Here is a 23,711-nt window from a genome sequence, read left to right on the forward strand (position 1 = left end):
CAGGCCATGGTCAGGAAGGGACGGGCCCGCAAGGGGTTCCGCATCGGATGGATCTCAAGCGATTTACACGTGGGCCACTGCTGTGGATCCTGGGCATCGTCGTGCTGCTCCTGCTCGTCACCCAGCTGTGGAGTGGCGGCGGAAACTTCAAGCAGGCCGACACGTCCCTGGTGCTCCAGCAGATTCGCGCCGGCAATGTCAGCAACGCCAAGGTCGTCGACAAGGACAACCGCATCGAGGTGACGCTGAAGAGCCCCGTCACGGTGCGCAAAGGCGACCAGCCGACCAAGCTCGTCCAGGCCTACTGGGTCACGGGCTACGGCAGCAAGCTGACCGACGAGCTCCAGGCGCAGGTCGACGCCAAGAAGACGGACAGCTTCACCACTGAGGTGCCCCAGGAAAACCTCCTGGTCAGCATCCTGATGAGCTTCCTGCCGATCGTCATCATCGTGCTGATCTTCCTGTTCATGCTGAACCAGATGCAGGGCGGCGGCTCCCGGGTGATGAACTTCGGGAAGTCGAAGGCCAAGCTCATCAGCAAGGACACTCCCAAGACCACGTTCGCCGACGTCGCGGGGGCCGACGAGGCCATCGAGGAGCTCCAGGAGATCAAGGAGTTCCTGCAGGCCCCGGCCAAGTTCCAGGCGATCGGCGCCAAGATTCCCAAGGGCGTGCTGCTCTACGGCCCGCCCGGCACCGGCAAGACCCTGCTGGCCCGCGCGGTCGCGGGCGAGGCGGGCGTGCCGTTCTACTCGATCTCCGGCTCCGACTTCGTCGAGATGTTCGTCGGCGTCGGCGCCTCCCGCGTGCGCGACCTGTTCGAGCAGGCGAAGGCCAACGCCCCGGCGATCATCTTCATCGACGAGATCGACGCGGTCGGCCGCCACCGCGGCGCCGGCCTCGGCGGCGGTCACGACGAGCGCGAGCAGACGCTCAACCAGCTCCTCGTCGAGATGGACGGCTTCGACGTCAAGGGCGGCGTGATCCTCATCGCCGCGACCAACCGGCCCGACATCCTCGACCCCGCGCTGCTGCGTCCTGGCCGCTTCGACCGGCAGGTCACCGTCGACCGTCCCGACCTGGAGGGCCGTAAGGGCATCCTCAAGGTCCACGGCCGGGGCAAGCCGTTCGCGCCCGACGTCGAGCTCGACACCATCGCCCGCCGCACCCCCGGGTTCACCGGCGCCGACCTGGCCAACGTGATCAACGAGGCCGCCCTGCTCACCGCGCGGGCCGACCAGAAGCTGATCACGATGGAGCTCCTCGAGGAGTCGATCGACCGTGTCATGGCAGGGCCCGAGCGCAAGACGCGGGTCATGTCCGACAAGGAGAAAAAGATGATCGCCTACCACGAGGGCGGTCACGCGCTGGTGGCGCACGCGCTGCCCAACTCCGACCCGGTGCACAAGATCACGATCCTGTCCCGCGGACGCGCGCTCGGCTACACGATGACGCTGCCGATGGAGGACAAGTTCCTCGCCACCAGGTCCGAGATGATGGACCAGCTCGCGATGCTGCTCGGCGGACGCGCGGCGGAGGAGCTCGTCTTCCACGAGCCCACCACCGGCGCCTCCAACGACATCGAGAAGGCCACGGCGGTCGCCCGCCGCATGGTGACCGAATACGGCATGAGCGAGCAGCTCGGCGCCCGTAAGTTCGGCAGCGGCCAGGCCGAGGTGTTCCTCGGCCGCGAGATGGGCCACGAGCGCGACTACTCCGAGAAGATCGCCTCCACGATCGACGAGGAGGTCCGCCGGATGATCGAGACGGCGCACGACCAGGCGTGGGACATCCTGGTCGAATACCGCGACGTTCTCGACAACCTCGTCCTGGAGCTCATGGAGAAGGAGACGCTCTCCCGCGAGATGGTCCTGCAGATCTTCGCGCCGGTGGTCGTCAAGGAGCACCGTCCGTCCTACGCGGGATACGGCAAGCGCCTGCCCTCCGACCGGCCGCCCATCCTCACGCCGAAGGAGAAGCAGTCGGCCAACGGCTCGCTGTCCTCCGGCCGCCAGGACGCGCTGCCGGCCGGCGGCGACGGCGTCTGAAGCAAGCACGACCGGAGCACTTTGTGACACAGCACGACGTCGATCTCGCCCGCATCGAGAAGGCCGTACGCGAGATCCTCGCCGCCATCGGCGAGGACCCCGACCGCGACGGCCTGGTCGAGACGCCCGCCCGCGTGGCGAGGGCCATGGCCGAGCAGTTCTCCGGCCTCGGCCAGACGCCTGAAGACGTGCTCAACAAGGTGTTCGACGTCGATCACGACGAGATGGTGCTCGTCAGGGACATCGAGGTCTACTCGACCTGCGAGCACCACCTGGTCCCGTTCCACGGCCTGGCCCACGTCGGCTACATCCCCAACCAGCGGGGCCAGGTGACGGGCCTGTCCAAGCTGGCCCGGCTGGTGGACGTCTTCGCCCGCCGCCCGCAGGTGCAGGAGCGCATGACGTCCCAGATCGCCGACGCGCTGATGCGCGTGCTGGAGCCGCGCGGCGTGATCGTGGTGGTCGAGTGCGAGCACCTGTGCATGACCATGCGCGGGGTGCGCAAACCGGGCGCGAAGACCGTGACTTCGGCGGTCCGCGGCGACTTCCGCACCAGCGACAAGACCCGGTCCGAGGCGATGGCGCTCATCCTCGGCAGGTGAGCCATCCTTATCCACAACCGGGGACCCGCGATGTCAGCAGGTGTGGTGGAACGCCTAGGCTTGGCCCATGACTAGCATGCCCATCAGCGTGCCGGGAGGGGCGGAGCGGTGTCTCGTCATGGGCGTGGTCAACGTGACCCCCGACTCCTTCTCCGACGGCGGCCGCTGGTTCGACGAGGCGGCCGCGATCAGGCACGGCTTCGAGCTGGTCGATGAGGGGGCCGACCTCGTCGACGTGGGCGGCGAGTCCACCCGTCCCGGCGCGGCCCGGGTCTCGCTGGAGGAGGAGCTGGCGCGGGTCGTCCCGGTGATCAGGGCGCTGGCCGCCGAGGGCGTGGCCGTCAGCGTCGACACCATGCGCGCCGAGGTGGCGCGGGCCGCGGTCGAGGCGGGCGCGCGGCTGGTCAACGACGTCAGCGGCGGGCTGGCCGATCCCGAGATGCCGCGTGTGGTGGCCGCGACCGGCGTCTCCTACGTCGTGATGCACTGGCGCGGCCACAGCCACGACATGCACACCCGGGCCGTCTACCGCGACGTGGTCGGCGAGGTGCGCGAGGAGCTGAGCAAGCGGGTGGGCCTGGTGCTGGCCGAGGGCGTGTCGGAGGAGCAGATCGTGCTCGACCCCGGCCTCGGCTTCGCCAAGAACGCCGAGCACAACTGGGCGGTCCTGGCCGGCATCCCCCGGCTGGCCGAGCTGGGCTACCCGCTGCTCATCGGGGCGTCGCGCAAGAGGTTCCTGGGGCGGCTGCTGGCCGCCCCTGACGGCACACCCCGGCCGTTCAGCCGGAGCGACGACGCCACCCTGGCCGTGACCGCGCTGGCGGCTCAGGCGGGCGCTTGGTGCGTACGCGTGCACGAGGTCGGCCCCAACGCCGACGCGGTGCGCGTGGCCGCCGCATGGACACGAGCGGGAGCAGGCACATGAGCGTCGACACGGCCGCCATCGAGACGGTCAACCAGGAGTTCTACACCGCGATCGAGGGCGGCGACCTCGACAAGATGACCGAGATATGGGCCGAGGACACCGCCGACGACCAGGTGAGCTGCGTGCACCCCGGATGGGCGCTGCTGACCGGGCGGTCCGAGGTGCTGCGCTCGTGGGCCCTGATCATGGCCAACACGACCTACATCCAGTTCGTGCTGACCGACGTCAACACCACCGTGCTGGGCGACGTGGCGGTGCTCACCTGCGTCGAGAACATCCTGACCGCCGGCGACGAGGGGGAGGCGAGCTTCGCCGCGGGCAAGGTGGTCGCGAGCAACGTCTACCTCCGCACCTCCCAGGGCTGGCGGTTGTGGATGCACCACGGCTCGCCGGTGCTCCAGGGCGACGACGACGAGGAGGAGGACGGCGAGCTTGAGCCTTGATCGCATCGCGCTCAAGGGCCTGCGGGCCCGCGGGCGGCACGGCGTGCTCCCGGCCGAGCGCGAGCTGGGCCAGGAGTTCGTGATCGACGCCACGCTGTTCCTCGACACCGCGCCGGCCGCGGCCGGCGACGACCTCACGGCGACCGTCCACTACGGCGAGCTGGCCGAGGAGCTGACCCGGGTGGTGGGCGGCGAGCCGGTGCAGCTCATCGAGACGCTGGCGCAGCGCCTGGCCGAGGTCTGCCTGGCGTACGAGCCGGTGCGCAAGGTCGAGGTGAGCGTGCACAAGCCGGCGGCGCCCATCCCGCTGCCCTTCGACGACGTGGTCGTGACGATCGAGCGGAGTCGCGCATGAAGACCGTCATCGCGCTCGGCAGCAACCTGGGCAACCGCTTCCAGATCCTCCAGGGAGCGATCGACGCCCTGTTCGACGCGCCGGGCCTGAAATTCGTGAAGGTGTCCCCGGTCTACGAGACAGATCCGGTGGGCGGCCCCGAGGGGCAGGACCCCTACCTCAACGCGGTCGTGGTGGCCGAGACCACGCTGGAGCCGCGCACGCTGCTGGAGCGGGCGCTCAGCGTCGAGAACGCCTTCGGGCGGGAGCGCGCCGAGCGCTGGGGGCCGCGTACGCTCGACGTCGATCTCATCGTCGTGGGCGAGAGCGTCTGCGACGACCCCGACCTGACGCTGCCGCATCCAAGGGCGCACGAGCGTGCGTTCGTGCTGGTGCCCTGGCTGGAGGCCGACCCCACGGCCGTGGTGCCCGGCCACGGCCGGGTGGTCGATCTGCTGGCCGGGCTCGACCGGCAGGGCGTGCGGCCGCGGCCCGACCTGACCTTGCAGAGGCCCGATTGAGGCCCACCCATCCCGGCCACCTGGTCGGCATCCTCGTCGTTCTGGCGCTGCTCACCTGGGCGCTGCTGCACCGGTTCTACGGCGACATCGGGTGGCTCCTGCCGTGGACGGCGATCCCCACCCTGCTGCTGCTGGCGATCGGTGAGGGCTACAGCGGCTGGATCACCAAGGCCAGGATCGCCCGCAAGCCGGGCACCAAGCCGGTGGAGCCGCTGGCCGTGGCCCGGCTGGCGGCGCTGGCCAAGGCGTCGGCGTACGCGGGGGCGGCCTTCGGCGGCGGGTTCGCCGGTTTCGCCCTGCACACGGTGGGGATCCTCGACCGCGAGACGCCGCGCTCGGAGTTCTTCATCGCCACGGGGTCGTTCGCGGCGTGCGTGGTGCTGGTGGTCGCGGCGCTCTACCTGGAGCACGCCTGCCGGGTGCCCAAGGAGCCGGAGGATCAGAAGCCGAAGTAGCGCCAGCCGTCGTCCTGCTCGTCCGGCAGGCCGGCGCCTGGCTCGCGCCGGGCGTCGCGGCGCATCCGCTCCTGCCACAGCTCGTGCTGCAGCCGGCGCAGGGCGCGGCGGATCACGTCGCTCGGCCGCTCGCCCTCGCGGAGTGCGGCGCGGATGATCCGCTCGTCCTCGGCGTTGGGGCGGAAGCTGATGTCAGCCATGTGCCCGAGCCTACGGAGCCGCCTGACGGCCCGTCCCGGGCTTTGAGCGCTATTTGTCGATGTCGCCCACGACGAAGAACATCGAGCCGAGGATGGCGACCATGTCGGCCACCAGGTGCCCGGGCAGCATCTCGCGCAGCACCTGGACGTTGTTGTAGGAGGCCGAGCGCAGCTTGAGCCGCCACGGCGTCTTGTCGCCCTTGGAGACCAGGTAGTAGCCGTTGATGCCGAGCGGGTTCTCGGTCCACGCGTACGTGTGCCCCTCCGGCACCTTCAGCACCTTCGGCAGCCGCTGGTTGATCGGCCCCGGGGGCAGCGAGCGCAGCCGTTCGACGCACGCGTCGGCCAGGTCGAGCGAGACCTTGACCTGCTCGAACAGCACCTCGAAGCGGGCCTGGCAGTCGCCGGCGTCGCGGGTGACGACCTTGACGGGCAGCTCGGGGTAGGCGAGGTAGGGGTCGTCGCGGCGCAGGTCGAGGTCCACGCCGGAGGCGCGGGCGATGGGGCCGCTGACGCCGTACTGCATGACCTGCTCGCGGGTGAGCACGCCGACGCCCTTGGTGCGGGCGACGAAGATGTCGTTGTGCAGGATGAGGTCCTCGATGACCGGCACCCGGCGGCGGGTCTCGGCGACGGCCTCCGACACCCGGTCCAGCCAGCCGAGTGGCAGGTCCTCCTTGAGGCCGCCCACCCGGTTGAACATGTAATGCATGCGCCCGCCGGAGATCTCCTCCATGACGGCCTGGATGCGCTCGCGCTCGTTGAAGGAGTAGAAGATCGGCGTCATCGCGCCCAGCTCCAGCGGATAGGAGCCGAGGAACATGAGGTGGCTCAGCACCCGGTTGAGCTCGGCCAGCAGCGTACGCGCCCACACGGCCCGCACCGGCGGCTCCATGCCGAGGAGGCGTTCGGCGGCGAGCACCACGCCCAGCTCGTTCGCGAACCCGGCCAGCCAGTCGTGCCGGTTGGCCAGCATGATGATCTGGCGGTAGTCGCGGACCTCGAACAGCTTCTCGGCGCCCCGGTGCATGTAGCCGATGATCGGCTCGGCGGTGGCGATGCGCTCGCCGTCGAGCGTGAGCCGGAGGCGGAGCACGCCGTGCGTCGAGGGATGCTGGGGGCCGATGTTGAGGATCATGTCCTCGGTGGCCAGCTCCTTCGCGCCCGCGCCTATCCCGACCACACGTTCCGTCATACGGCCATGCTCCCACCGTCCGTGGAGGTGATCCAGCGCGGGGGACGGTCGTGGGCGGGCGTTGGTCAAGGATCGGTACGGATTCGCCTCACCTGTGGGGACTTGGTGTGGTCGTGGGGAGAAGACGGGAGACGGGGGGAGAAGCACCATGAAGAGAGTTGTGTTCGACGTGGCGGTCCTGATCACCCGGGTGGTCACCGGCGTGATCTTCGTGGCGCACGGCTGGCAGAAGTGGCAGGCCGGGCTCGGCGCGACGACGGGTGCGTTCAGCGGGATGGGCATCCCGTTGCCCGGCGCGGCCGCAGGCTTCGCCGCCGTGGTCGAGACCGTCGGCGGCGTCCTCCTCATTCTCGGGCTGCTGGTGCGGCCGGTCGCGTTGTTGCTGCTGATCGACATGCTCGGCGCGATCATCTTCGTGCACGGGGGCAGGGGCGTCATGGTGGGCGAGGGCGGCTGGGAGCTGGCGGGCGCGCTCGGCGCGCTGAGCCTGCTGTTCCTGGCGCTCGGCGGTGGCCGGATCGGGCTGGACGGGCTGCTCGGCGCGATCTTCCGGCGCCGTGAGGGGCGCCGGGCCGCCGAGGACGAGCTGATCGAGCACCGGCGCGGCCCGGCCATGGGCCCTGGCCCGTCCAACGTCAGGACCACCGGCGTCAGACCCGCAGGCGCGGAGGGCGCCTACCCGGCGGGCACGGGCGTGCAGGGCGGGCCCGAAGCGGGCGCCGGGGGGCGGGCCGAGCAGCCGATGACGCCCGCCGAGCCGGGGACGCCCGCCGAGCGGCCGGAAGCCTCCCGGCGGCCGTCCACGCCGCGCGTCCACGCGGGCGGGCTCGACGACGAGGACATGCGCGACATCGACGCCCTGATCTCCGAGGACCAGCCGGAGCACCGCAAACCGCCGAACCGCTGACCCGGGAACCCCGTCCCGCGTCGTCCGTCAGCGGGCCACGATGGCGCGCAGGGCCTCGATGAGCCGGTCCACGTGCTCCTGCGTGGTCCCGATGCCGATGGAGGCCCGCACGGCCGAGGCCGTGCCGTCCTCGCACCCGCCGTCGGCCGTGCCCAGCAGGTGCCGGACGAACGGGTGCGCGCAGAACTTGCCGTCGCGCACCCCGATGCCGTACTCGGCGGACAGCGCCTCGGCCACCTCCCGCGCCGTGAACCCGTCCACGGTGAACGACACGATGCCCACGCGCGGATGGTCCGCACCCCACAGGGCCAGCTCGCGTACGCCTTCGACGGTCGCCAGGCCGGCCCGCAGCCGGGCGAGCAGCCGCTCCTCCTCGCGCACCAGCGCGGTCCAGCCGGTGGCGTTGAGCGCGTCGCAGGCCGCGGCGAGGGCGATCGCGCCGAGCACGTTGGGGGTGCCCGCCTCGTGGCGCGGCTCGGGGTCCTCGTGCCACTCGGCGGCCTCCGGGGCCTCGCCGACCGCGCGCACCGCGCCCCCGCCCTTCAGGTACGGCTCCCCGCCGGCCAGCCAGTCCCCGCGTCCCACCAGCACCCCCGCACCGAACGGCGCGTACAGCTTGTGCCCGGAGAAGGCCACGTAGTCGAGGTCCAGCGCGGTCAGGTTGAGCCGCCGATGCGGTACGAACTGCGCGGCGTCCACCAGGATGCGCGCGCCGTGGCGGTGCGCGATGTGGGCCAGCGCGGCGATCGGCCACAGCTCGCCGGTGACGTTGGAGGCGGCGGTGACGACGAGCAGCTTGGGCCCTTCGACGCCGGCCAGGGCCTCGTCGGCGGCGCGTACGGCCTCGCCGGGGAAGGCGGGCGGTGCCAGCCGGACGGCGTCGCGCCAGGGCAGGAGCGAGGCGTGGTGCTCGGTGTCGAAGACCACGACGGTGGTGCCCTCGGGCAGGCAGCGGGCCAGCAGGTTGGTGGCGTCGGTGGTGTTGCGGGTGAAGACCACGGCGTCGGAGGGGCGGGCGCCGACGAACGCCCGTACGGTGTGGCGGGCCTGCTCGTACCTGGCGGTGGTGAGCTGGGAGGCGTAGCCGGCGCCGCGGTGGACGCTGGAGTAGGCCGGGAGCGCGGCGGTGACGGCGGCGCTGACCGGCTCCAGACAGGGGGCGCTGGCGGCGTAGTCGAGGTTGGCGTACCGGACGAGCCGGCCGCCCTTGACCGGCACCTCCAGGTCGGCGCCGACCACGGCGGGGATGGGCCGGGCGCTCTCCGGCGCGGCGGGGGCGGGGGCCTCGGCGGAGGCGGCGGCGTCGTTGAAGATCGTCAGTGTGGGCACAGGACTGCTCCTCGGGTCATCGGACCCCAGGAGACGGCCTCGGAGCCCGCGCTTGCCCGCCACACCTCGTGACGGACCAGGTCTTCACCCGGGGCACCCCGCCGCGGACGCGAGGGTTGCCGGCCAGCTAGCCGGGGCTTGTCGCTGGCGCTCATGACCTACGCCCGCACTATAACCGACACCGGGCGGCCGGACGCAAGCGCCGTACCTCGGTGGATGGAAAGGCTCCTAAGATGCAATTGTGCGCTTTGATCCCTGGAATCCGGATTTCGTAGCCCATCCGTACCCGGTCTACGACGAGCTGCGGCGCGAGCGGCCCGTCTGCTACTACGAGCCCACCGACCAGTGGCTCGTCTCCCGCCACTCCGACGTCAACGCCCTGCTCAGGGACCGCCGCCTGGGCCGGTCGTACCTGCACGTGGCCACGCACGAGGAGTTCGGCAGGCCGCCGGAGCCGGAGTTCCAGGAGCCGTTCTGGCGGGTGGTCAGGGCGGGCATGCTGGACGTCGAGCCGCCGGTGCACACGAGGCTGCGCCGGCTGGTGTCGAAGGCGTTCACGCCGCGCATGGTCGAGTCCCTGCGCCCGCGCGTGCGGGCCATCGCGGGCGGGCTCGCGGACGCGTTCGTGGAGAAGGGCGGGGGCGACCTGCTCGCCGAGGTCGCCGAGCCGCTGCCGGTCACGGTGATCGCGGAGATGCTCGGCATCCCCGAGTCCGACCGCCACCTGCTCCGCCCCTGGTCGGCCGACATCTGCGGCATGTACGAGCTCAACCCGGGCATCGAGGCGCAGCACACCGCCGTCCGCGCGGCCTCGGAGTTCGCCGCCTACCTCAGGGACCTGGCCCGCGTCCGCCGCACCGCCCCCGGTGACGACCTGGTCAGCGCGCTCGCCCAGATCCCCGAGCTGACCGAGGACGAGCTGATCGGCACCTGCGTGCTGCTGCTCAACGCCGGCCACGAGGCCACGGTGAACGTCACCGGCAACGGCTGGTGGTCGCTGTTCAGGAACCCGGAGGAGCTGGCCCGGCTGCGCGCGGACCGCTCGCTGCTGCCCACCGCCGTCGAGGAGCTGCTGCGCTGGGACACGCCGCTGCAGATGTTCGAGCGGTGGGTGCTGGAGGACATCGAGGTCCACGGGGTGGAGATCCCGCGCGGGGCCGAGGTGGCGCTGCTGTTCGGCTCGGCCAACCGGGACCCTGCCGTGTTCGAGGACCCGGACCGGCTGGACGTGGGCCGGGCCGACAACCCGCACATCTCCTTCGGCGCCGGCATCCACTTCTGCCTGGGGGCGCCGCTGGCCCGCATCGAGCTGATGGAGTCGTTCGGCGCGCTGCTGGACCGTACGGCGAGCCTGGAGCCGGCTGAGGAGCCCTCGTGGAAGCCCGGCTACGTCATCCGCGGACTGGAGGCACTCAACCTCACCGTCACCCCCGCCTGACTTCGGGCTCGGCCGGCGCCGTCAGCGGCGCTGGTCGAGCCAGCCGAAGCCGCCGAGCCCGGACGGATCGATGAGCTCGCCCTCCTCCGACGCCCGGGCCAGCGCCCGCAGGTAGCCGCGCGGATCCCGGTGCGCCAGCTCGACCGGCGGCCGGGCGCCGGTCAGCCCCAGGGAGCGCAGCGCCGCGCGCTGTGTGGACAAGGTTGTGGATATCGCGCCCGCCCGGCGGCCCGCCTCGGCGCAGGCGTCGAGCGCCACATGCGCGGTGATGTCGCAGGTGCCGTCGGGTATGGGGCTGACGACCGCTCCGTCCCGATAGCCGGTCAGTGTGCCGCAGGGGGGACGGTTGTCCACAGGGTGTGCATAATCGACGGCGATCGCCCGACCCCTGGTGAGGCGGGTGACGACGGCCGCCCACGCCTCGTCGCGCGGCCGGCCGATCTCGGCCCGCGCCCCCACCCGGGGCAGCGGCCACCACCGCTCCAGCCACTCCCGGTCGGCCGGCCGCAGGGGCCCGCCGATCCGCTCCTCGCCCGTGTGGACGTCGACCATGACCAGCCGCGGCCCGCCGGAGGTCTGCTCGACGACGTCCACCGGCACGTTGTCGAGCCATTCGTTGGCGATGGCGAGGCCGTGGATGGAGTCGGGCAGCCCGCCGCGCCACTCGATCCGCTCGGGCAGGCCCTCAGGCCGGGACGACAGATCGACCGCCGTGATCCGCAGCCGCTCGCTCAGGCCGGGCTCGGCGGCGGCCAGCACGCGGCTTACCAGCGTGCCCTCGCCTGCCCCGATGTCCACCAGGTCGAGCGCGTCGGGCTTGCCCAGCTCGGCGTCCACCTCGCGAAGCAGCGCGAGCACCGCCTCGGCGAACGCCGCCGAGGCGCTGACGGACGTGCGGAAGTGGCCCGAGGGGCGCTCGCGGAGATAGAAGCCCGCCTCGCCGTACAGCGCTCGCTGGGTCGCGGCGCGCCAGGTCAGCCACATGTCATGGACTATCTCACGGTTCACTGATGGCACGCTCGGTCATCACATGACTACTCATTGTCGTGCGCTTGCGGTACTGTTTACGTTCTGTCGCCGGTCGGTCGCGTTGCGCCAACCCCCAGGTGGCGACTGCGGCAGCCGTTCCCGGCGCAAGCCAACGTCCGCGGCCCCAGTGCCGCTAAATCGAGAAGGAGCTCACATGCTGAAGAAGACCCTGGTCCTGGTCGGTGCCGCCGCGGCCCTCGCGCTGGGCGCGCCCGCCGCCCACGCCGACATCACCAGCGGCAACGGCAGCATCCTGGGTGGCAACCAGATCCGCATCCCGGTCAGCGTGCCGGTCAACGTCTGCGGCAACAGCGTCGCGGTCATCGGCCTCGGCATCTCCGGCTGCAAGGGCGGGGCCTACTCCCACCAGACGAGCCGCTGACGCAGGGGAGCCCGGACCGGCGCGGTCCGGTCCGGGCTCGGACTCCCGGCCGGGCAGTCGGCGGTCGCGCCGGCCAGGCGCACCTCCAAGAGGTCACACCCCGCGGGCGTCGGGTCCGGTGAGGACTCGGCGCCCGCTGTCATGCGGTGACCCCTCTCCTCATCTCTTCCGACAGGGGGTGCACCTTTTCGTATGCCCTTGTCCCTTTTGCTGATAACTCAACCTGCGGCAAAGCACCAGTCACATTCCCTGGACCGAGAGGCCGTTACGCTGGGCGGCAGTGCCATCCGGTCGACAGGGGTGAGACGTCATGGAGGCAGGGGATCGCCCGGCGCGGCTGAGCGTGGGCGTGCTCGGGGCAGGCAAGGTGGGCTCGGCCCTCGGGGCCGCGTTGCGGCAGGCCGGCCACCGCATCGTCGCCGCCAGCGGCTTGTCCGACAACTCCCAGCGCTGGGCGGCCGAGCGGCTCGGGGTGACGCCGTCCAGGCCCGACGAGGTGGTGACCGCGGCCCAGCTCATCCTGCTGACCGTGCCCGACGACGCGCTGCCCGACCTCGTGGGCGGCCTGGCCGCCACCGGCGCCGATCTGCAGGGCAAGCTGCTCGTGCACACCAGCGGCGCCTACGGGCTGTCAGTGCTCGACCCGGCCGCCAAGCGCGGCGCGCTGCCGCTCGCGCTGCATCCCGTGATGACGTTCACCGGCCGCGACGACGACCTCAACAAGCTCACCGGCATCTCCTACGGCGTCACCGCCCCCGACGCGCTGCGCCCGATCGCCGAGGCCCTGGTGATCGAGATGGGCGGCGAGCCGGTCTGGATCGCCGACTCCGACCGGGCGCTCTACCACGCGGCCCTGGCCGGGGCCGCCAACCACATGGTCACCCTCATCGCCGAGTCCTCCGACCTGCTCGGGCGCATCGGCGTCGAGCACCCGGGCCGGATGCTGGGCCCGCTGCTCGGCGCCGCGCTCGACAACGTCCTGCGGCTCGGCATCGCCGGTCTCACCGGCCCGGTCGTACGCGGCGACGCCGGCACCGTGCGCAAGCACGTCGACGCGCTCATCCTGGCCGCCCCCGAGGCCGCCGACGCCTACATCGCCCTGGCCAGGCTCACGGCCGACCGCGCGCTCGCCGCCGGGCTGCTCAAACCGGAGGAGGCGGAGCGGCTGCTCGACGCGCTGGGAGGCAATATATGGACCTGACCGTGCGAGGAAGCGCCGCCGCGAAGCGGAGGCCATGAACGCGAGGGGCCGCCCCATGGACTTGATCGTCGCCAGGAACAGGGAAGACCTGGTCAAGGCGCGGGGCGGTGGTGAGGTGGCGCTGGTGCCGACCATGGGCGCGCTGCACGAGGGTCACCGCTCGCTCATGCGGCTCGCCCGGTCGCGGGCCGACCAGGTCGTGGTGAGCGTCTTCGTCAACCCGCTGCAGTTCGGGCCGAACGAGGATTTCTCCCGCTATCCCCGTACGTTCGACTCCGACCTGGACGTGTGCCGGGCCGAGGGCGTGGACGTGGTCTTCCACCCGTCCGTCGACGACATGTATCTCCCCGACCGCCAGGTGAGCCTCCTGGCCGGCCGGATGGGCGAGATCGTGGAGGGCGAGTCCCGCCCCGGGCACTTCGACGGGGTGCTGACCGTGGTGCTCAAGCTGTTCAACCTCGTTCAGCCGAGTGTGGCGGTCTTCGGCCAGAAGGACGCCCAGCAGCTCGCCCTGATCCGCCGCATGGTGGCCGACCTGGACGTGCCGGTCGAGATCGTGGGCGCGCCCACCGTACGCGAGCACGACGGCCTGGCCCTGTCCAGCCGCAACCGCTACCTGTCGGAGGACGACCGGCAGGTGGCGCTCGCGCTCTCCCGCGCCCTGCGCGCGGGCGAGGCCGAGCGGCGGCCCGGCGCGATCCGCGAGGCCGCCCGCGAGGTGCTGGCCGCCGCCGGCCCCCGGCTCGACCTGGACTACGTGGTGCTGGTCGATCCGGCGACGTTCAGCGAGGTGGGCGAGGAGCACGCGGGCGAGGCCGTGCTCGCCGTCGCCGCTCGGATCGGGGCCACCCGGCTGATCGACAACGTCATCCTGAATCTGAATCCCGCCTGAGCCGGACCTGGGGCATGCAGGCGCTCGGGAACGCGTTATCGTCATGTTGACGAAATCGCCCGAGTGGAGGAGAGCCCAATGAGCGCACCGGCGATTCCCCTGCGGCTGACCGCTCCCGCGCCCGGCTGGAGCGCCGAGGCCGACCTGGTCGTCGTGGGTTCCGGCATCGCGGGCCTGACCGTGGCCCTGCGCTACACCGAGCTGGAGCCCGAGGCCAAGGTCCTGGTCGTCACCAAGGACGTGCTGTCGTCGGGCTCGACGCGCTGGGCGCAGGGCGGCATCGCCGCCGTGCTCGACCCTCGCGACACGCCCGACGAGCACCTGAACGACACGCTCGTCGCCGGCGTCGGCCTGTGCGACGTACGGGCGGTGCGGACGCTCGTCACCGAAGGCCCCGGCGCGCTGCGCCGGCTCATCGAGCGCGGCGCCCGCTTCGACCGCAGCCCCGACGGCGAGCTCCAGCTCACCCGCGAGGGCGGCCACCGCCGCAGCCGCATCGTGCACGCGGGCGGCGACGCGACCGGCGCGGAGGTGCAGCGGGCGCTCATCGAGGCGGTGCGCGCCCGTCCCTCCATCGAGGTCATCGAGCACGCCCTGGCGCTCGACCTGCTCAAGGACGCCCAAGGCCGGGCCAGGGGCGTCACCCTCCACGTGATGGGCGAGGGCGCGCGCGACGGCGTCGGCGCCGTGCTGGCGCGGGCCGTCGTGCTCGCCACCGGCGGCATGGGCCAGGTGTACGCGGCCACCACCAACCCCGTCGTCTCCACCGGCGACGGCGTCGCGCTGGCGCTGCGGGCCGGGGCGGTGGTGCGCGACCTGGAGTTCGTGCAGTTCCATCCCACCGTGCTCTGGCTCGGCGCGGACTCGACCGGCCAGCAGCCGCTGATCTCGGAGGCGGTGCGGGGCGAGGGGGCGTACCTCACCGACCACGAGGGCAACCGTTTCATGGCCGACGCGCACGAGCTGGCCGACCTGGCCCCCCGCGACGTCGTGGCCAAGGGCATCATGCGGACGATGCGCGCGACCGGCCGCGACCACGTCTACCTCGACGGCCGCCACTTCGGCCGGCGCAAGTGGGAGACCCGGTTCCCCACCATCTACGCGGTCTGCCGTGAGCACGGCATCGACCCGGCGACCCAGCCGATCCCCGTGGCCCCGGCCGCCCACTACGCGAGCGGGGGCGTACGGACCGATCTGCGCGGCCGTACCTCGATCGACGGCCTCTACGCCTGCGGCGAGGTCGCCTGCACCGGCGTGCACGGCGCCAACCGGCTGGCCTCCAACTCGCTGCTGGAGGGCCTGGTCTTCGCCGAGCGCATCGCCGAGGACGTGCACGCGGCCCGCCCGGCCCCCGGCGACCCGGTGCCGGCCGAGGTGGCGTCGGAGGTGGCGTCCGGGCTGGTGGACCCGCGCGTACGGCCCCGGATCCAGGCCCACATGAGCAGGGGCGCGAGCGTGCTGCGCAGCCGCGAGTCGCTGCGCGCCACCGCCAAGGCGCTGCTCGACGCCCGCTGGACGCCGGTCGAGGTGCCGCCCCGCACCGAGTCCTGGGAGGCGGCGAACCTGCTCACCGTGGCCACCGTGCTCACCGGCGCGGCGGCGGCCCGGCTGGAGACCCGTGGCTCACACTGGCGCGAGGATCATGAGACGCGCGACGACAACGAATGGCTGGGCCACCTCGACGTGACCCTGACGGAGGAGGGGCTTCGCATGACGTACACGCCGCACGAGGACACGATGCCGGCCCGCCTGGCGCAGGAGCTGTCGGCCGCCGGGCTCGACCCGGCCGAGGTGGACGCCCTCATCGGCCGCGCGCTGGAGGAGGACCTGTGGGAAGCCGGTGACGTGACCAGCCTCGCCACCATCCCCGGCGAGCAGCGCTCGTCGGCCGACGTGGTGGCGCGCAAGGACGGCGTCGTCGCGGGGCTGGCGGTGGCGGAGGCGGTCTTCGTCCGGCTGGGGGCGGACCGTACCGAGCGCCGGGCCAAGGACGGCGAGCGGGTCCGTGCGGGCGACGTGCTGCTCACCGTCGAGGGGCCCACGCGCGCCCTGCTGACCGCCGAGCGCACCGCGCTCAACCTGCTCACGCACCTGTCCGGGGTGGCGACGCTCACCGGCAGTTGGGTCGAGGCGATCGAGGGCACCGGGGCCCGCGTCCGCGACAGCCGCAAGACGCTGCCCGGCCTGCGCGCGCTGGAGAAGTACGCCGTACGCTGCGGCGGCGGCGTCAACCACCGCATGTCGCTGTCGGACGCCGCGCTGATCAAGGACAACCACGTGGTGGCGGCCGGCGGCGTGGCCGAGGCGTTCCGCGCGGTCCGCGAGCGCTACCCCGACCTGCCGATCGAGGTGGAGATCGACCGGCTCGACCAGCTTCAGCCGGTGCTCGACGAGGGCGCGCGGGAGGTGCTGCTGGACAACTTCACGGTGGAGGACACAGAGCGTGCCGTACAACTCGTGAAAAAGCAGGCGAAAAACAGGGTTGCCCTTGAGGCGAGCGGGGGATTGACCTTGGAATCGGCCCGTGCTGTGGCCGAAACTGGCGTTGACTACCTGGCGGTAGGAGCGCTGACGCACTCGGCGCCGGCCCTGGACATCGCACTGGATTTGCGGGGGTAATTGATGCTGCTCACGATCGACGTCGGCAACACGCACACGGTGCTCGGGCTCTTCGAGGGCGAGGACGTCATCGAGCACTGGCGGCTGGCCACCGACGCCCGCCGCACCGCCGACGAGATCGCGGTCGTCCTGCAAGGGCTGCTGGCGCAGTCGCCGCTGCTCAAGGGCGCCGACGTCGACGGCATCGCCATCTGCTCGACGGTCCCGAGCGTGCTCAACGAGATGCGGGAGATGTGCCGCCGCTACTACGGCGACGTCACGGCGGTGATCGTGGAGCCGGGCATCCGCACCGGTGTGCCGGTCCGTATGGACAACCCCAAGGAGGTCGGCAGCGACCGCATCGTCAACGCCCTCGCCGCCATCGACCAGTACGGCGGCCCCTGCGTGATCGTCGACTTCGGCACCGCCACGTCCTTCGACGCGGTCTCGGCCAAGGGCGAGTACATCGGGGCCGTCACCGCGCCCGGCATCGAGATCTCGGTGGACGCCCTCGCCTCCGCCGGCGCGCAACTGCACAAGGTGGAGCTGGTCAGGCCCCGCTCGGTGATCGCCAAGAACACCGTCGAGGCGCTGCAGGCCGGCATCATCTACGGCTTCGCCGGCCAGGTGGACGGCATCGTCGAGCGCATGACGGCCGAGCTGGCCGACGACCCCGACGAGGTCACGGTCGTGGCCACCGGCGGGCACGCCGGGCTGGTGGTCGGCGAGTCCCGCTCGATCGACGTGCACGAGCCGTGGCTCACGCTCATCGGCCTGCGCCTGATCTACCACCGCAACACGGGCTGACAAAGGAGCGGGCGGCCCCCCGCTCGGGAGAGGGGCCGCCCGCGGTCTTCGCGTGCTCGGGTGCTGCGGCGCCAGGGTGCTCGAATGCGAGCTCCGGCGTCACTACTCGCTCTCGTTGGTGTAGATGTACTCCCAGCGACCGCACTTGGTCGGGAACTTGCTGTTCAGGCCGATCTGGCAGACCTGCACCCGCAGGGTCTGGACGTCGTTCTCCTCGAAGTGGAAGCGCTGGAAGCTGGGGTAGCCGCAGTACTTCCGCCAGAAGACCGGCGACCAGTCGCCGTCGAAGTCCTCGGCCTGGAACCGCACGTACGCGCACTTGCCGCCGTCGTCGTAGCTGCGGTTGTCGCGGTCCCAGAGCTTGCCGCGCACGTGGACCTCGTTGGACTCGCCGTCGTCGTCCCAGTTGACCTCGACGTTGCCCTCGGCCTTGGCCTGGAAGTGCTTGGCGTAGACCGGGCCCCAGTGCGAGGAGTAGTCGTCGGCGTGGGGCGAGGAGGCGAAGGCGGCGGCGGGCATCGACAGGGCGACGGCGGTGGTGGCGGCGGCGGCGAGGGTGCCGATCGCGAGCTTCTTGAACATGTCTCTCTCCTGGAGCTCCCCTGGGCCGGCTCCCTGCCGGCCTCCCCCTGAGCTCGTGAGTCATTGATAAAAGAGCCCTCTTGCAGGCACCCTGCAACGGACCGACGAGTCCTTGCAGTTCGCCATATCCCCTACGCTTTAGTGCTGTGAGCGAAGAACTTCCCGAGCAGATGCGGATCCGGAGGGAGAAGCTCGACCGCCTTCGCAGTGAGGGCGTCGATCCTTACCCGGTCAATTTCCCCCGTACGGCGACCAACGCCGAGGTCAGGGAGAAATACCAGGGCCTGGAGCCCGACACCGCCACCGGCGAGAGCGTCTCGGTGACCGGTCGCGTCATGCTCAGCCGCGTCGGCGGGAAGCTCTGCTTCGCCACCATCCGCGACGGCGAGGCCGACCTGCAGGTCATGATCTCCCTCGACCGGGTCGGCGAGGAGTCGCTGTCCCGCTGGAAGCGCGACGTCGACCTCGGCGACCACGTCGGCATCACCGGCGAGGTCATCACCTCGCGGCGCGGCGAGCTGTCCGTGCTCGCCGACGACTGGCAGATCACCGCCAAGTGCCTGCGGCCGCTGCCGGAGAAGCACGTCGGCCTCACCGACCCCGAGGCGCGCGTACGGCAGCGCTACGTCGACCTCATCGTCAACGACGAGGCCAGGAAGATGGCCCGCGTCCGCAGCGCCACCGTGCGCGCGGTGCGCGACTTCTGGCACGAGGAGGGCTACCTCGAGGTCGAGACGCCGATGTTGCAGCCGATCCACGGCGGCGCGGCGGCCCGGCCCTTCCGCACCCACATCAACGCCTACGACATGGAGCTCTATCTGCGCATCGCGATCGAGCTCTATCTCAAGCGGCTCGTGGTCGGCGGCGTCGAGAAGGTCTTCGAGATCAACCGCAACTTCCGCAACGAGGGCGCCGACTCGACGCACAACCCCGAGTTCACCATGATCGAGGCGTACGGCACCTACCTCGACTACCACGACATGGCCGACCTCACGCAGCGGATGTACCAAAAGGCCGTCATGGCCGCCCTGGACACCACGGTCGTCGTGCACGACGGCGTCGAGATCGACCTCGGGATGGCCGAGTGGCCCCGGGCGACGCTCTACGGCCTGGTCTCCGAGGCCGTCGGCGAGGAGATCACCACCTCCACCACGCTGGAGGAGCTGCGCAAGATCGCCGACCGGCGCGAGGTGCACTGGGACCCGAAGTGGGGGTCGGGCAAGCTCGTGCAGGAGCTGTTCGAGGCGCTGGTGGAGCACACGCTGGTGCAGCCGACGTTCGTCATGGACTATCCGCTGGAGACCTCGCCGCTGGCCCGGCTCCACCGCGACAACCCGCTGCTCACCGAGAAGTGGGACCTAATCGGCTTCGGCACCGAGCTGGGCACCGCCTACTCCGAGCTCAACGACCCGATCGACCAGCGGCACCGGCTGATGGAGCAGTCGCTGCTCGCCGCCGGCGGCGACCTTGAGGCGATGCAGCTCGACGAGGACTTCCTGACGGCCCTCGAGTACGGCATGCCGCCGACGGGTGGCATGGGCGCGGGCATCGACCGGATGATCATGGCGTTCACCGGCAAGAACATCCGCGAGACCATCCTGTTCCCGCTGGTCAAGCCCACCCACTGACGATCGGGCCCGGTCGGGGCCCGGTGCGTCAGCGGTTGAGCCGCACGGGGAGCTCCGCGAGCCCCCGCAGCACCAGGTTCGGCCGGTACGGCGGCGCCGGGTCCAGCAGCTCCATCCGTGGCGCGGCGGCGGCCAGCGCGGAGAGCGCGATCTCGCCCTCCATCCTGGCCAGCGTCGCGCCGAGGCAGAAGTGGATGCCGAGCCCGAAGGCGAGATGCCGCCCCGGCTCCCGAGCCCCGTCGAGGCGGCGGGGGTCGGTGCGGTCGGGGCCGGTGCGGTTGGGGTCGAAGCGATCGGGGTCGAAGCGGTCGGGGTCGGGGAAGACCGCGGGGTCGCGATTGGCCGCGCCGATCAACGCGACCACGGCCGTGCCCGCGGGCACCGGCGTCCCGCCGAGCTCGGCGTCGCGGAGCGCCACCCGTCCCGTGAGCTGGACCGGCGGGTCGTAGCGCAGCACCTCCTCGACGACCTGCCGCGGCCGCTCGGCCGCCTGCCGGAGCAGGCCGTGGCGGACCAGGGCGAGCACCCCGTTGGCGATGAGGTTGACGGTCGTCTCGTGCCCGGCCACGAGCAGCAGCACGCAGGTGGCCAGCAACTCGCCCTCGGTCAGCTCCTCGACCCGGGTGAGGGCGCTCAGCAGGTCGTCGCCGGGCTGCCGGCGCCGGAGCTCCAGGAGGTCGCGGAAGTAGTCGCGAAACTCTCTTCCGGACCGCCCGCTTTCCGATATCAGCTCCGCTGTAAGCATCGGGTCAAGGCTGCGGGCGGCCGTCTCGCTCCAGCCCTGGAAGCGCTCGTGATCTTCCGGCGGCACCCCCAGCATCTCGCAGATCACCATGACCGGCAGCGGGTACGCGAAGCCGGAAACCAGATCGCCCTCCTCGGGCAGCGCCGCGATCAGCCCGGCGGTGACGGCCTCGACGCGCGGGCGCAGCCGTTCGACCATGCGGGGCGTGAACGCCCTGCTGACCAGACCGCGTAACCGGGTGTGATCGGGCGGGTCCATACGCAGAAATGACTCGACGGGCTGACCTGGATTGACGCGGTTGATGGGATTCGGGCCGTGGCCGAAACGGGGGTCGCGGAGCATGGCGCCGCACAGTTCGTGATCGGTCAGGATGAACAGCCCGGCGGGCGTACGGAAGATCGGCCCGCGCTCGCGCAGCGCGTGATAACGCGCATAGGGATCATCCAGAAAACCGGGGTCCGCGGGATCAAAACCCAGGAGGTCCGCCGGACCCGAGGGGGAAGGAGTGGAGCCCCCGGGCTGATCAACGAGATCGGTCATCGCGCGTCCAGCATCCGGTCGGCATATGGCGAGTAGGTCACATATACGCGATCATGTCAATAGCGCTCGTCAAGGGCGGGGTTTATCACGCTTGACGACCTTTCAGAGATGCGTTTACCGTCTGCGAGACGAGCGGCTTTGGCCCGTTGTGAGGTCCAAATTCTGCTGTTGGGGGGGAGGGCTCCCGATGGAAGTGCTCACTGAAGGCGTTGAGCTGAGCCACGCGGATCTGGCTTTACTCGGCGAGCTGGCCAAGGGCGTCACTGTAGACCGGGTGGGGAGACGTCTGGACATAAGCGGACGCACGGTGCGCCGAAGACTGCGCGGCATCTGCGACCGCATCGGCGTGGCCACGGCCATCGAGGCCGTGGCCTGGGCGGCACGCCGCCACCTCATCTGACGGGGTCACCCGGTCATACCGGGTCAGTCTGCGATGCGTACCGCGCCCGCGAAGGGCCGGTTGCCGAGCGCGGCCACCCGTACGACGTCGCCGGTGCGCGGGGCGTGCACCATCATGCCCCCGCCGATGTAGATGCCGACGTGGTGCAGGTCGCTGTAGAAGAAGACCAGGTCGCCGGGGCGCATCTCCTCGCGCGAGATGTGCCGGCCCGCGGTCCACTGGTCGCCGGTGTAGTGCGGCAGCGAGATGCCGACGCGCCGGAAGGCGGCCATGACCAGACCGGAGCAGTCGTAGGAGCTCGGGCCGCCGGCGCCCCACACGTACGGCTTGAGCTGCTGCGTGAGCGCCCACCTGGCGGCCGCGGCGGCCTTGCCGGTGCCGGGGATCGGCAGGTTGACGCGTACGGCGCGGGTGCCGGGCTGCCCGGCCTCGCCGAGGGCGCGGCGGAAGAGGCTGCTCTCGGTCTTGGTGACCAGTGAGGTGATCTTGTCGCGCTTGGCGTCGAGGTCGGCGACGATCGTGCGCAGCTCCTCCATGCGGGTCTTGGCGCCGGCCTCGGCGCGGGTGGCCGCGTCCATGGCCTTGAGCAGCTGGTTGACCTCTTCGCTCTGCTGCGTCTCCAGCGCGTGCGTGGTCGCGGCCCGGTCGAGGAACTTCTCGGGATCGTCGGACTGCATGAAGGTGAGCGAGCGGTTGAGCCCGCCGGTGATGTAGGCGTTCTGGGCGAGCATGACGGCCTTCGCGCGCTTGGCGGCGAGATCGGCCTGGCTGTCGGCCAGAGTCTTCTGTGCGGCGTCTGCGGCCTTCTTGGCGGTTTTGTACTTCTCCCGCTGGCCGTTGTACTGCTCCGTGAGCGTCTCGATCTCGACGTGCAGCTTCTCGACCCGGTCCGACAGCTCCTTGAGCGAGGGCTTGGGCTCCGCGGACGCCGGGGCGATAGGGGCCGCAAGTAACGCGCCGGCCATCAGGACCGCCGCTCCGAGGCGGAACGGTCGCCGGAACCGTTCGCGATGGGGGGCGTTCCCGCCCGCCGTCCTCTCGTCCCCACGCGTGCGCGTGCGCTTCACCAACCGGCTCCCTTCCTCGACGCCTACCGGGTTAGCTGACGGGTTCGGGCCGGAGGAGCCCTACCGAACGTTTCGGATTCACCCCAGTGATGGCGTGCGGCGGGCGCCATCGGCGGGTCCCCGGTTTCCCTTGCGGGAATTGGGCGTGTCTCCCGCGCGCGACACGCGGGGAACGTCGTCGCTGGACACTAATGCACTCCCGGTTCCTGCTCAACCAGAACTGCTTGATCTGTTGAGGTTTCACAACCGAAGGGTCACAAGGTGATCTCGTGATCAAGCGTACAGAAGAGACTTTATGTCCTTTTTGCCCTTGGTTTTGCTCGGCGTCGGTGGACGTCGGACCTGCGCCTGGACAGTCGTGCCGGACCCCCTGTACGGGGCGGTTGAGGGAGTTAGGTCCGAGCCGTAATGACATCTGTACTCTGGAGAGCCATGGAGCAGGTGGCCGAGCTGACAGCGCCCGAGACCGCGGTGGTGGTCCGGCGTGCCCGTACGCCCGACGTCCGCGGCATCAGGCGCCTGGTCGACACCTACGCGGGCGCGGGTCCGCGGCTCCTGGAGAAGACCACGGTGACGCTGTACGAGGACGTACAGGAGTTCTGGGTGGCCGATCTCGGCGGGCGGGTCGCCGGCTGTGGCGCCCTGCACGTCCTGTGGGAGGATCTCGCCGAGGTCCGCACGGTCGCCGTCGATCCGGAGTGCCGGGGCTTGGGCATCGGCCACCGGATCGTGGAGGCGCTCATACAGCAGGCGAAGGATCTGGGTCTGCGGCGAGTGTTCTGTCTCACTTTCGAGATCGAATTCTTCGCAAGGCACGGGTTCCGGCCGATCCAGGGGACACCGGTCTCGCCGGAGGTCTACGCCGAACTCCTGGCCTCGTACGACGAGGGTGTGGCCGAGTTCCTCGACCTGGAGCACGTCAAGCCGAACACCCTGGGCAACACCCGCATGCTGCTCCATCTGACATCGGGTGACGCGGACCTTGACCAACTGGAAAGGTGATTGTTGATACCTATGTCGATACGTTGGGCAGCACAGGCATGTGCCCTGACACGTGCCACATGCGCACGCGAAGCGAGGTGACACGGTGAGCACCGGACAGCCGCCGTATCCGCAAGACGAATCCGGCGAGAACTCCGCGCCTGGCAATCCCCCCTACGGCCAGCAGCACCAGGGCCGCCACCCCGGCGAGCCCGACCCCGACGCCACCGTGGTCGGCTACCGGGCGGACGACGCCTTCGGCCAGCCCCCCTACAACCAGCAGCAGCAGGGTTACGGCCAGCAGCCCCAGTACGGTCAGCAGCAGCAGTCGCAGCCCGACTACGGCCAGCAGGGCTACGGCCAGCAGCCCCAATACGGCGGCCAGCAGCCGGGCTACGGCCAGCAGCCGCAGTACGGCCAGCAGCAGGGCTACGGCCAGCAGCCCCAGTACGGCCAGCAGCC

At 70.9% G+C, this 23,711-nt stretch carries 24 protein-coding genes, 1 pseudogene and 2 riboswitches; of the genes and pseudogenes, 18 read left to right on the forward strand and 7 right to left on the reverse strand.

The features are described from left to right. Positions 1–47 precede the first annotated feature (47 nt). From ftsH to BMW85_RS13840, 7 genes are all read left to right on the forward strand, one after another. On the forward strand, positions 48–2,048 hold the full coding sequence (gene ftsH, locus BMW85_RS13810; RefSeq protein WP_091081302.1) for an ATP-dependent zinc metalloprotease FtsH: 2,001 nt from the start codon (positions 48–50) through the stop codon (positions 2,046–2,048). After that, a complete protein-coding gene (gene folE / locus BMW85_RS13815) occupies positions 2,045–2,650 on the forward strand; it encodes a GTP cyclohydrolase I FolE (protein ID WP_091081900.1) in 606 nt (201 codons plus the stop codon). The genes ftsH and folE overlap by 4 nt, the downstream gene beginning before the upstream one ends. A 67-nt stretch (positions 2,651–2,717) precedes the next feature. Beyond that, a complete protein-coding gene (gene folP, locus BMW85_RS13820; RefSeq protein ID WP_091081304.1) occupies positions 2,718–3,575 on the forward strand; it encodes a dihydropteroate synthase in 858 nt (285 codons plus the stop codon). After that, a complete protein-coding gene (locus tag BMW85_RS13825; RefSeq protein WP_020540842.1) occupies positions 3,572–4,018 on the forward strand; it encodes a nuclear transport factor 2 family protein in 447 nt (148 codons plus the stop codon). The genes folP and BMW85_RS13825 overlap by 4 nt, the downstream gene beginning before the upstream one ends. Further along, a complete protein-coding gene (gene folB / locus BMW85_RS13830; RefSeq protein ID WP_091081305.1) occupies positions 4,008–4,373 on the forward strand; it encodes a dihydroneopterin aldolase in 366 nt (121 codons plus the stop codon). The genes BMW85_RS13825 and folB overlap by 11 nt, the downstream gene beginning before the upstream one ends. Next, positions 4,370–4,873: a 2-amino-4-hydroxy-6-hydroxymethyldihydropteridine diphosphokinase gene (gene folK, locus BMW85_RS13835; protein WP_091081307.1), complete on the forward strand. Its 504-nt coding sequence runs from the start codon at positions 4,370–4,372 to the stop codon at positions 4,871–4,873. The genes folB and folK overlap by 4 nt, the downstream gene beginning before the upstream one ends. After that, the gene (locus tag BMW85_RS13840; protein WP_091081308.1) at positions 4,870–5,328 is read left to right on the forward strand and encodes a DUF3180 domain-containing protein; all 459 of its coding nucleotides are present in this window, start codon (positions 4,870–4,872) and stop codon (positions 5,326–5,328) included. The genes folK and BMW85_RS13840 overlap by 4 nt, the downstream gene beginning before the upstream one ends. Here the strand turns inward: BMW85_RS13840 and BMW85_RS13845 are convergent. Both BMW85_RS13845 and BMW85_RS13850 read right to left on the reverse strand, forming a co-directional pair. Continuing rightward, complete coding sequence (locus tag BMW85_RS13845; protein WP_091081310.1) at positions 5,313–5,528, reverse strand: hypothetical protein; 216 nt, start codon at positions 5,526–5,528, stop codon at positions 5,313–5,315. The genes BMW85_RS13840 and BMW85_RS13845 overlap by 16 nt on opposite strands. Before the next feature lie 49 nt (positions 5,529–5,577). Next, on the reverse strand, positions 5,578–6,723 hold the full coding sequence (locus BMW85_RS13850) for an NADH-quinone oxidoreductase subunit D (protein ID WP_091081312.1): 1,146 nt from the start codon (positions 6,721–6,723) through the stop codon (positions 5,578–5,580). A 148-nt stretch (positions 6,724–6,871) separates the two neighbouring features. On the opposite strand from BMW85_RS13850, the gene BMW85_RS13855 reads away from it, so the two are divergent. Beyond that, positions 6,872–7,630 carry a DoxX family protein gene (locus BMW85_RS13855; protein WP_091081314.1) on the forward strand — a complete coding sequence of 253 codons (759 nt, stop codon included), beginning with the start codon at positions 6,872–6,874 and terminating at the stop codon, positions 7,628–7,630. A gap of 27 nt (positions 7,631–7,657) precedes the next feature. Here BMW85_RS13855 and BMW85_RS13860 read toward each other — a convergent pair whose 3' ends face one another. After that, positions 7,658–8,959, reverse strand: coding sequence for an aminotransferase class V-fold PLP-dependent enzyme (locus BMW85_RS13860; protein ID WP_091081315.1), 1,302 nt, complete (start codon positions 8,957–8,959; stop codon positions 7,658–7,660). Between the two features lie 43 nt (positions 8,960–9,002). Continuing rightward, a riboswitch (SAM riboswitch) is annotated at positions 9,003–9,118 on the reverse strand. 82 nt (positions 9,119–9,200) lie between these two features. Between BMW85_RS13860 and BMW85_RS13865 the strand changes: the two genes are divergently transcribed. Beyond that, positions 9,201–10,397, forward strand: a complete 1,197-nt coding sequence (locus BMW85_RS13865) for a cytochrome P450 (RefSeq protein WP_091081317.1) — start codon at positions 9,201–9,203, stop codon at positions 10,395–10,397. Positions 10,398–10,418: 21 nt separating this feature from the next. Here the strand turns inward: BMW85_RS13865 and BMW85_RS13870 are convergent, their stop codons facing one another. Then, a complete protein-coding gene (locus BMW85_RS13870) occupies positions 10,419–11,381 on the reverse strand; it encodes an SAM-dependent methyltransferase (protein WP_091081318.1) in 963 nt (320 codons plus the stop codon). Positions 11,382–11,580: 199 nt separating this feature from the next. Between BMW85_RS13870 and BMW85_RS13875 the strand changes: the two genes are divergently transcribed. From BMW85_RS13875 to BMW85_RS13895, 5 genes are all read left to right on the forward strand, one after another. Further along, entirely contained in the window at positions 11,581–11,808 is a 228-nt protein-coding gene (locus BMW85_RS13875) for a chaplin (RefSeq protein WP_091081320.1), read from the forward strand. A 310-nt stretch (positions 11,809–12,118) separates the two neighbouring features. Beyond that, positions 12,119–13,009: a Rossmann-like and DUF2520 domain-containing protein gene (locus BMW85_RS13880; RefSeq protein WP_091081321.1), complete on the forward strand. Its 891-nt coding sequence runs from the start codon at positions 12,119–12,121 to the stop codon at positions 13,007–13,009. A 55-nt stretch (positions 13,010–13,064) separates the two neighbouring features. Further along, positions 13,065–13,901 carry a pantoate--beta-alanine ligase gene (gene panC / locus BMW85_RS13885; protein ID WP_091081323.1) on the forward strand — a complete coding sequence of 279 codons (837 nt, stop codon included), beginning with the start codon at positions 13,065–13,067 and terminating at the stop codon, positions 13,899–13,901. Positions 13,902–13,979: 78 nt separating this feature from the next. Continuing rightward, entirely contained in the window at positions 13,980–16,520 is a 2,541-nt protein-coding gene (locus BMW85_RS13890) for an L-aspartate oxidase (RefSeq protein WP_091081325.1), read from the forward strand. 3 nt (positions 16,521–16,523) lie between these two features. Next, a complete protein-coding gene (locus BMW85_RS13895) occupies positions 16,524–17,306 on the forward strand; it encodes a type III pantothenate kinase (RefSeq protein ID WP_091081901.1) in 783 nt (260 codons plus the stop codon). Positions 17,307–17,408: 102 nt separating this feature from the next. Here BMW85_RS13895 and BMW85_RS13900 read toward each other — a convergent pair whose 3' ends face one another. Beyond that, on the reverse strand, positions 17,409–17,888 hold the full coding sequence (locus BMW85_RS13900) for a hypothetical protein (RefSeq protein WP_091081326.1): 480 nt from the start codon (positions 17,886–17,888) through the stop codon (positions 17,409–17,411). Positions 17,889–18,058: 170 nt separating this feature from the next. Here BMW85_RS13900 and lysX point away from each other — a divergent pair, with 170 nt between their 5' ends. Continuing rightward, positions 18,059–19,516 carry a bifunctional lysylphosphatidylglycerol synthetase/lysine--tRNA ligase LysX gene (gene lysX / locus BMW85_RS13905; protein WP_245774814.1) on the forward strand — a complete coding sequence of 486 codons (1,458 nt, stop codon included), beginning with the start codon at positions 18,059–18,061 and terminating at the stop codon, positions 19,514–19,516. Between the two features lie 28 nt (positions 19,517–19,544). Here the strand turns inward: lysX and BMW85_RS13910 are convergent, their stop codons facing one another. Beyond that, the gene (locus tag BMW85_RS13910) at positions 19,545–20,519 is read right to left on the reverse strand and encodes a cytochrome P450 (protein ID WP_091081330.1); all 975 of its coding nucleotides are present in this window, start codon (positions 20,517–20,519) and stop codon (positions 19,545–19,547) included. A 469-nt stretch (positions 20,520–20,988) separates the two neighbouring features. Here BMW85_RS13910 and BMW85_RS13920 point away from each other — a divergent pair, with 469 nt between their 5' ends. Next, positions 20,989–21,201, forward strand: coding sequence for a LuxR C-terminal-related transcriptional regulator (locus BMW85_RS13920; protein WP_091081333.1), 213 nt, complete (start codon positions 20,989–20,991; stop codon positions 21,199–21,201). 23 nt (positions 21,202–21,224) lie between these two features. Here BMW85_RS13920 and BMW85_RS13925 read toward each other — a convergent pair whose 3' ends face one another. After that, entirely contained in the window at positions 21,225–22,166 is a 942-nt protein-coding gene (locus tag BMW85_RS13925) for a C40 family peptidase (protein ID WP_245774783.1), read from the reverse strand. Positions 22,167–22,273: 107 nt separating this feature from the next. Next, a riboswitch (cyclic di-AMP (ydaO/yuaA leader) is annotated at positions 22,274–22,424 on the reverse strand. A 276-nt stretch (positions 22,425–22,700) separates the two neighbouring features. On the opposite strand from BMW85_RS13925, the gene BMW85_RS13930 reads away from it, so the two are divergent. Together BMW85_RS13930 and BMW85_RS48415 are read left to right on the forward strand one after the other, a co-directional pair. Continuing rightward, a complete protein-coding gene (locus tag BMW85_RS13930; protein ID WP_091081336.1) occupies positions 22,701–23,270 on the forward strand; it encodes an amino-acid N-acetyltransferase in 570 nt (189 codons plus the stop codon). A gap of 85 nt (positions 23,271–23,355) precedes the next feature. Next, positions 23,356–23,711 (forward strand): annotated as a pseudogene (locus BMW85_RS48415) (DUF4870 domain-containing protein); the annotation flags it as partial.

It is taken from the genome of Nonomuraea wenchangensis (assembly GCF_900111685.1).
Lineage (GTDB): Bacteria > Actinomycetota > Actinomycetes > Streptosporangiales > Streptosporangiaceae > Nonomuraea > Nonomuraea wenchangensis.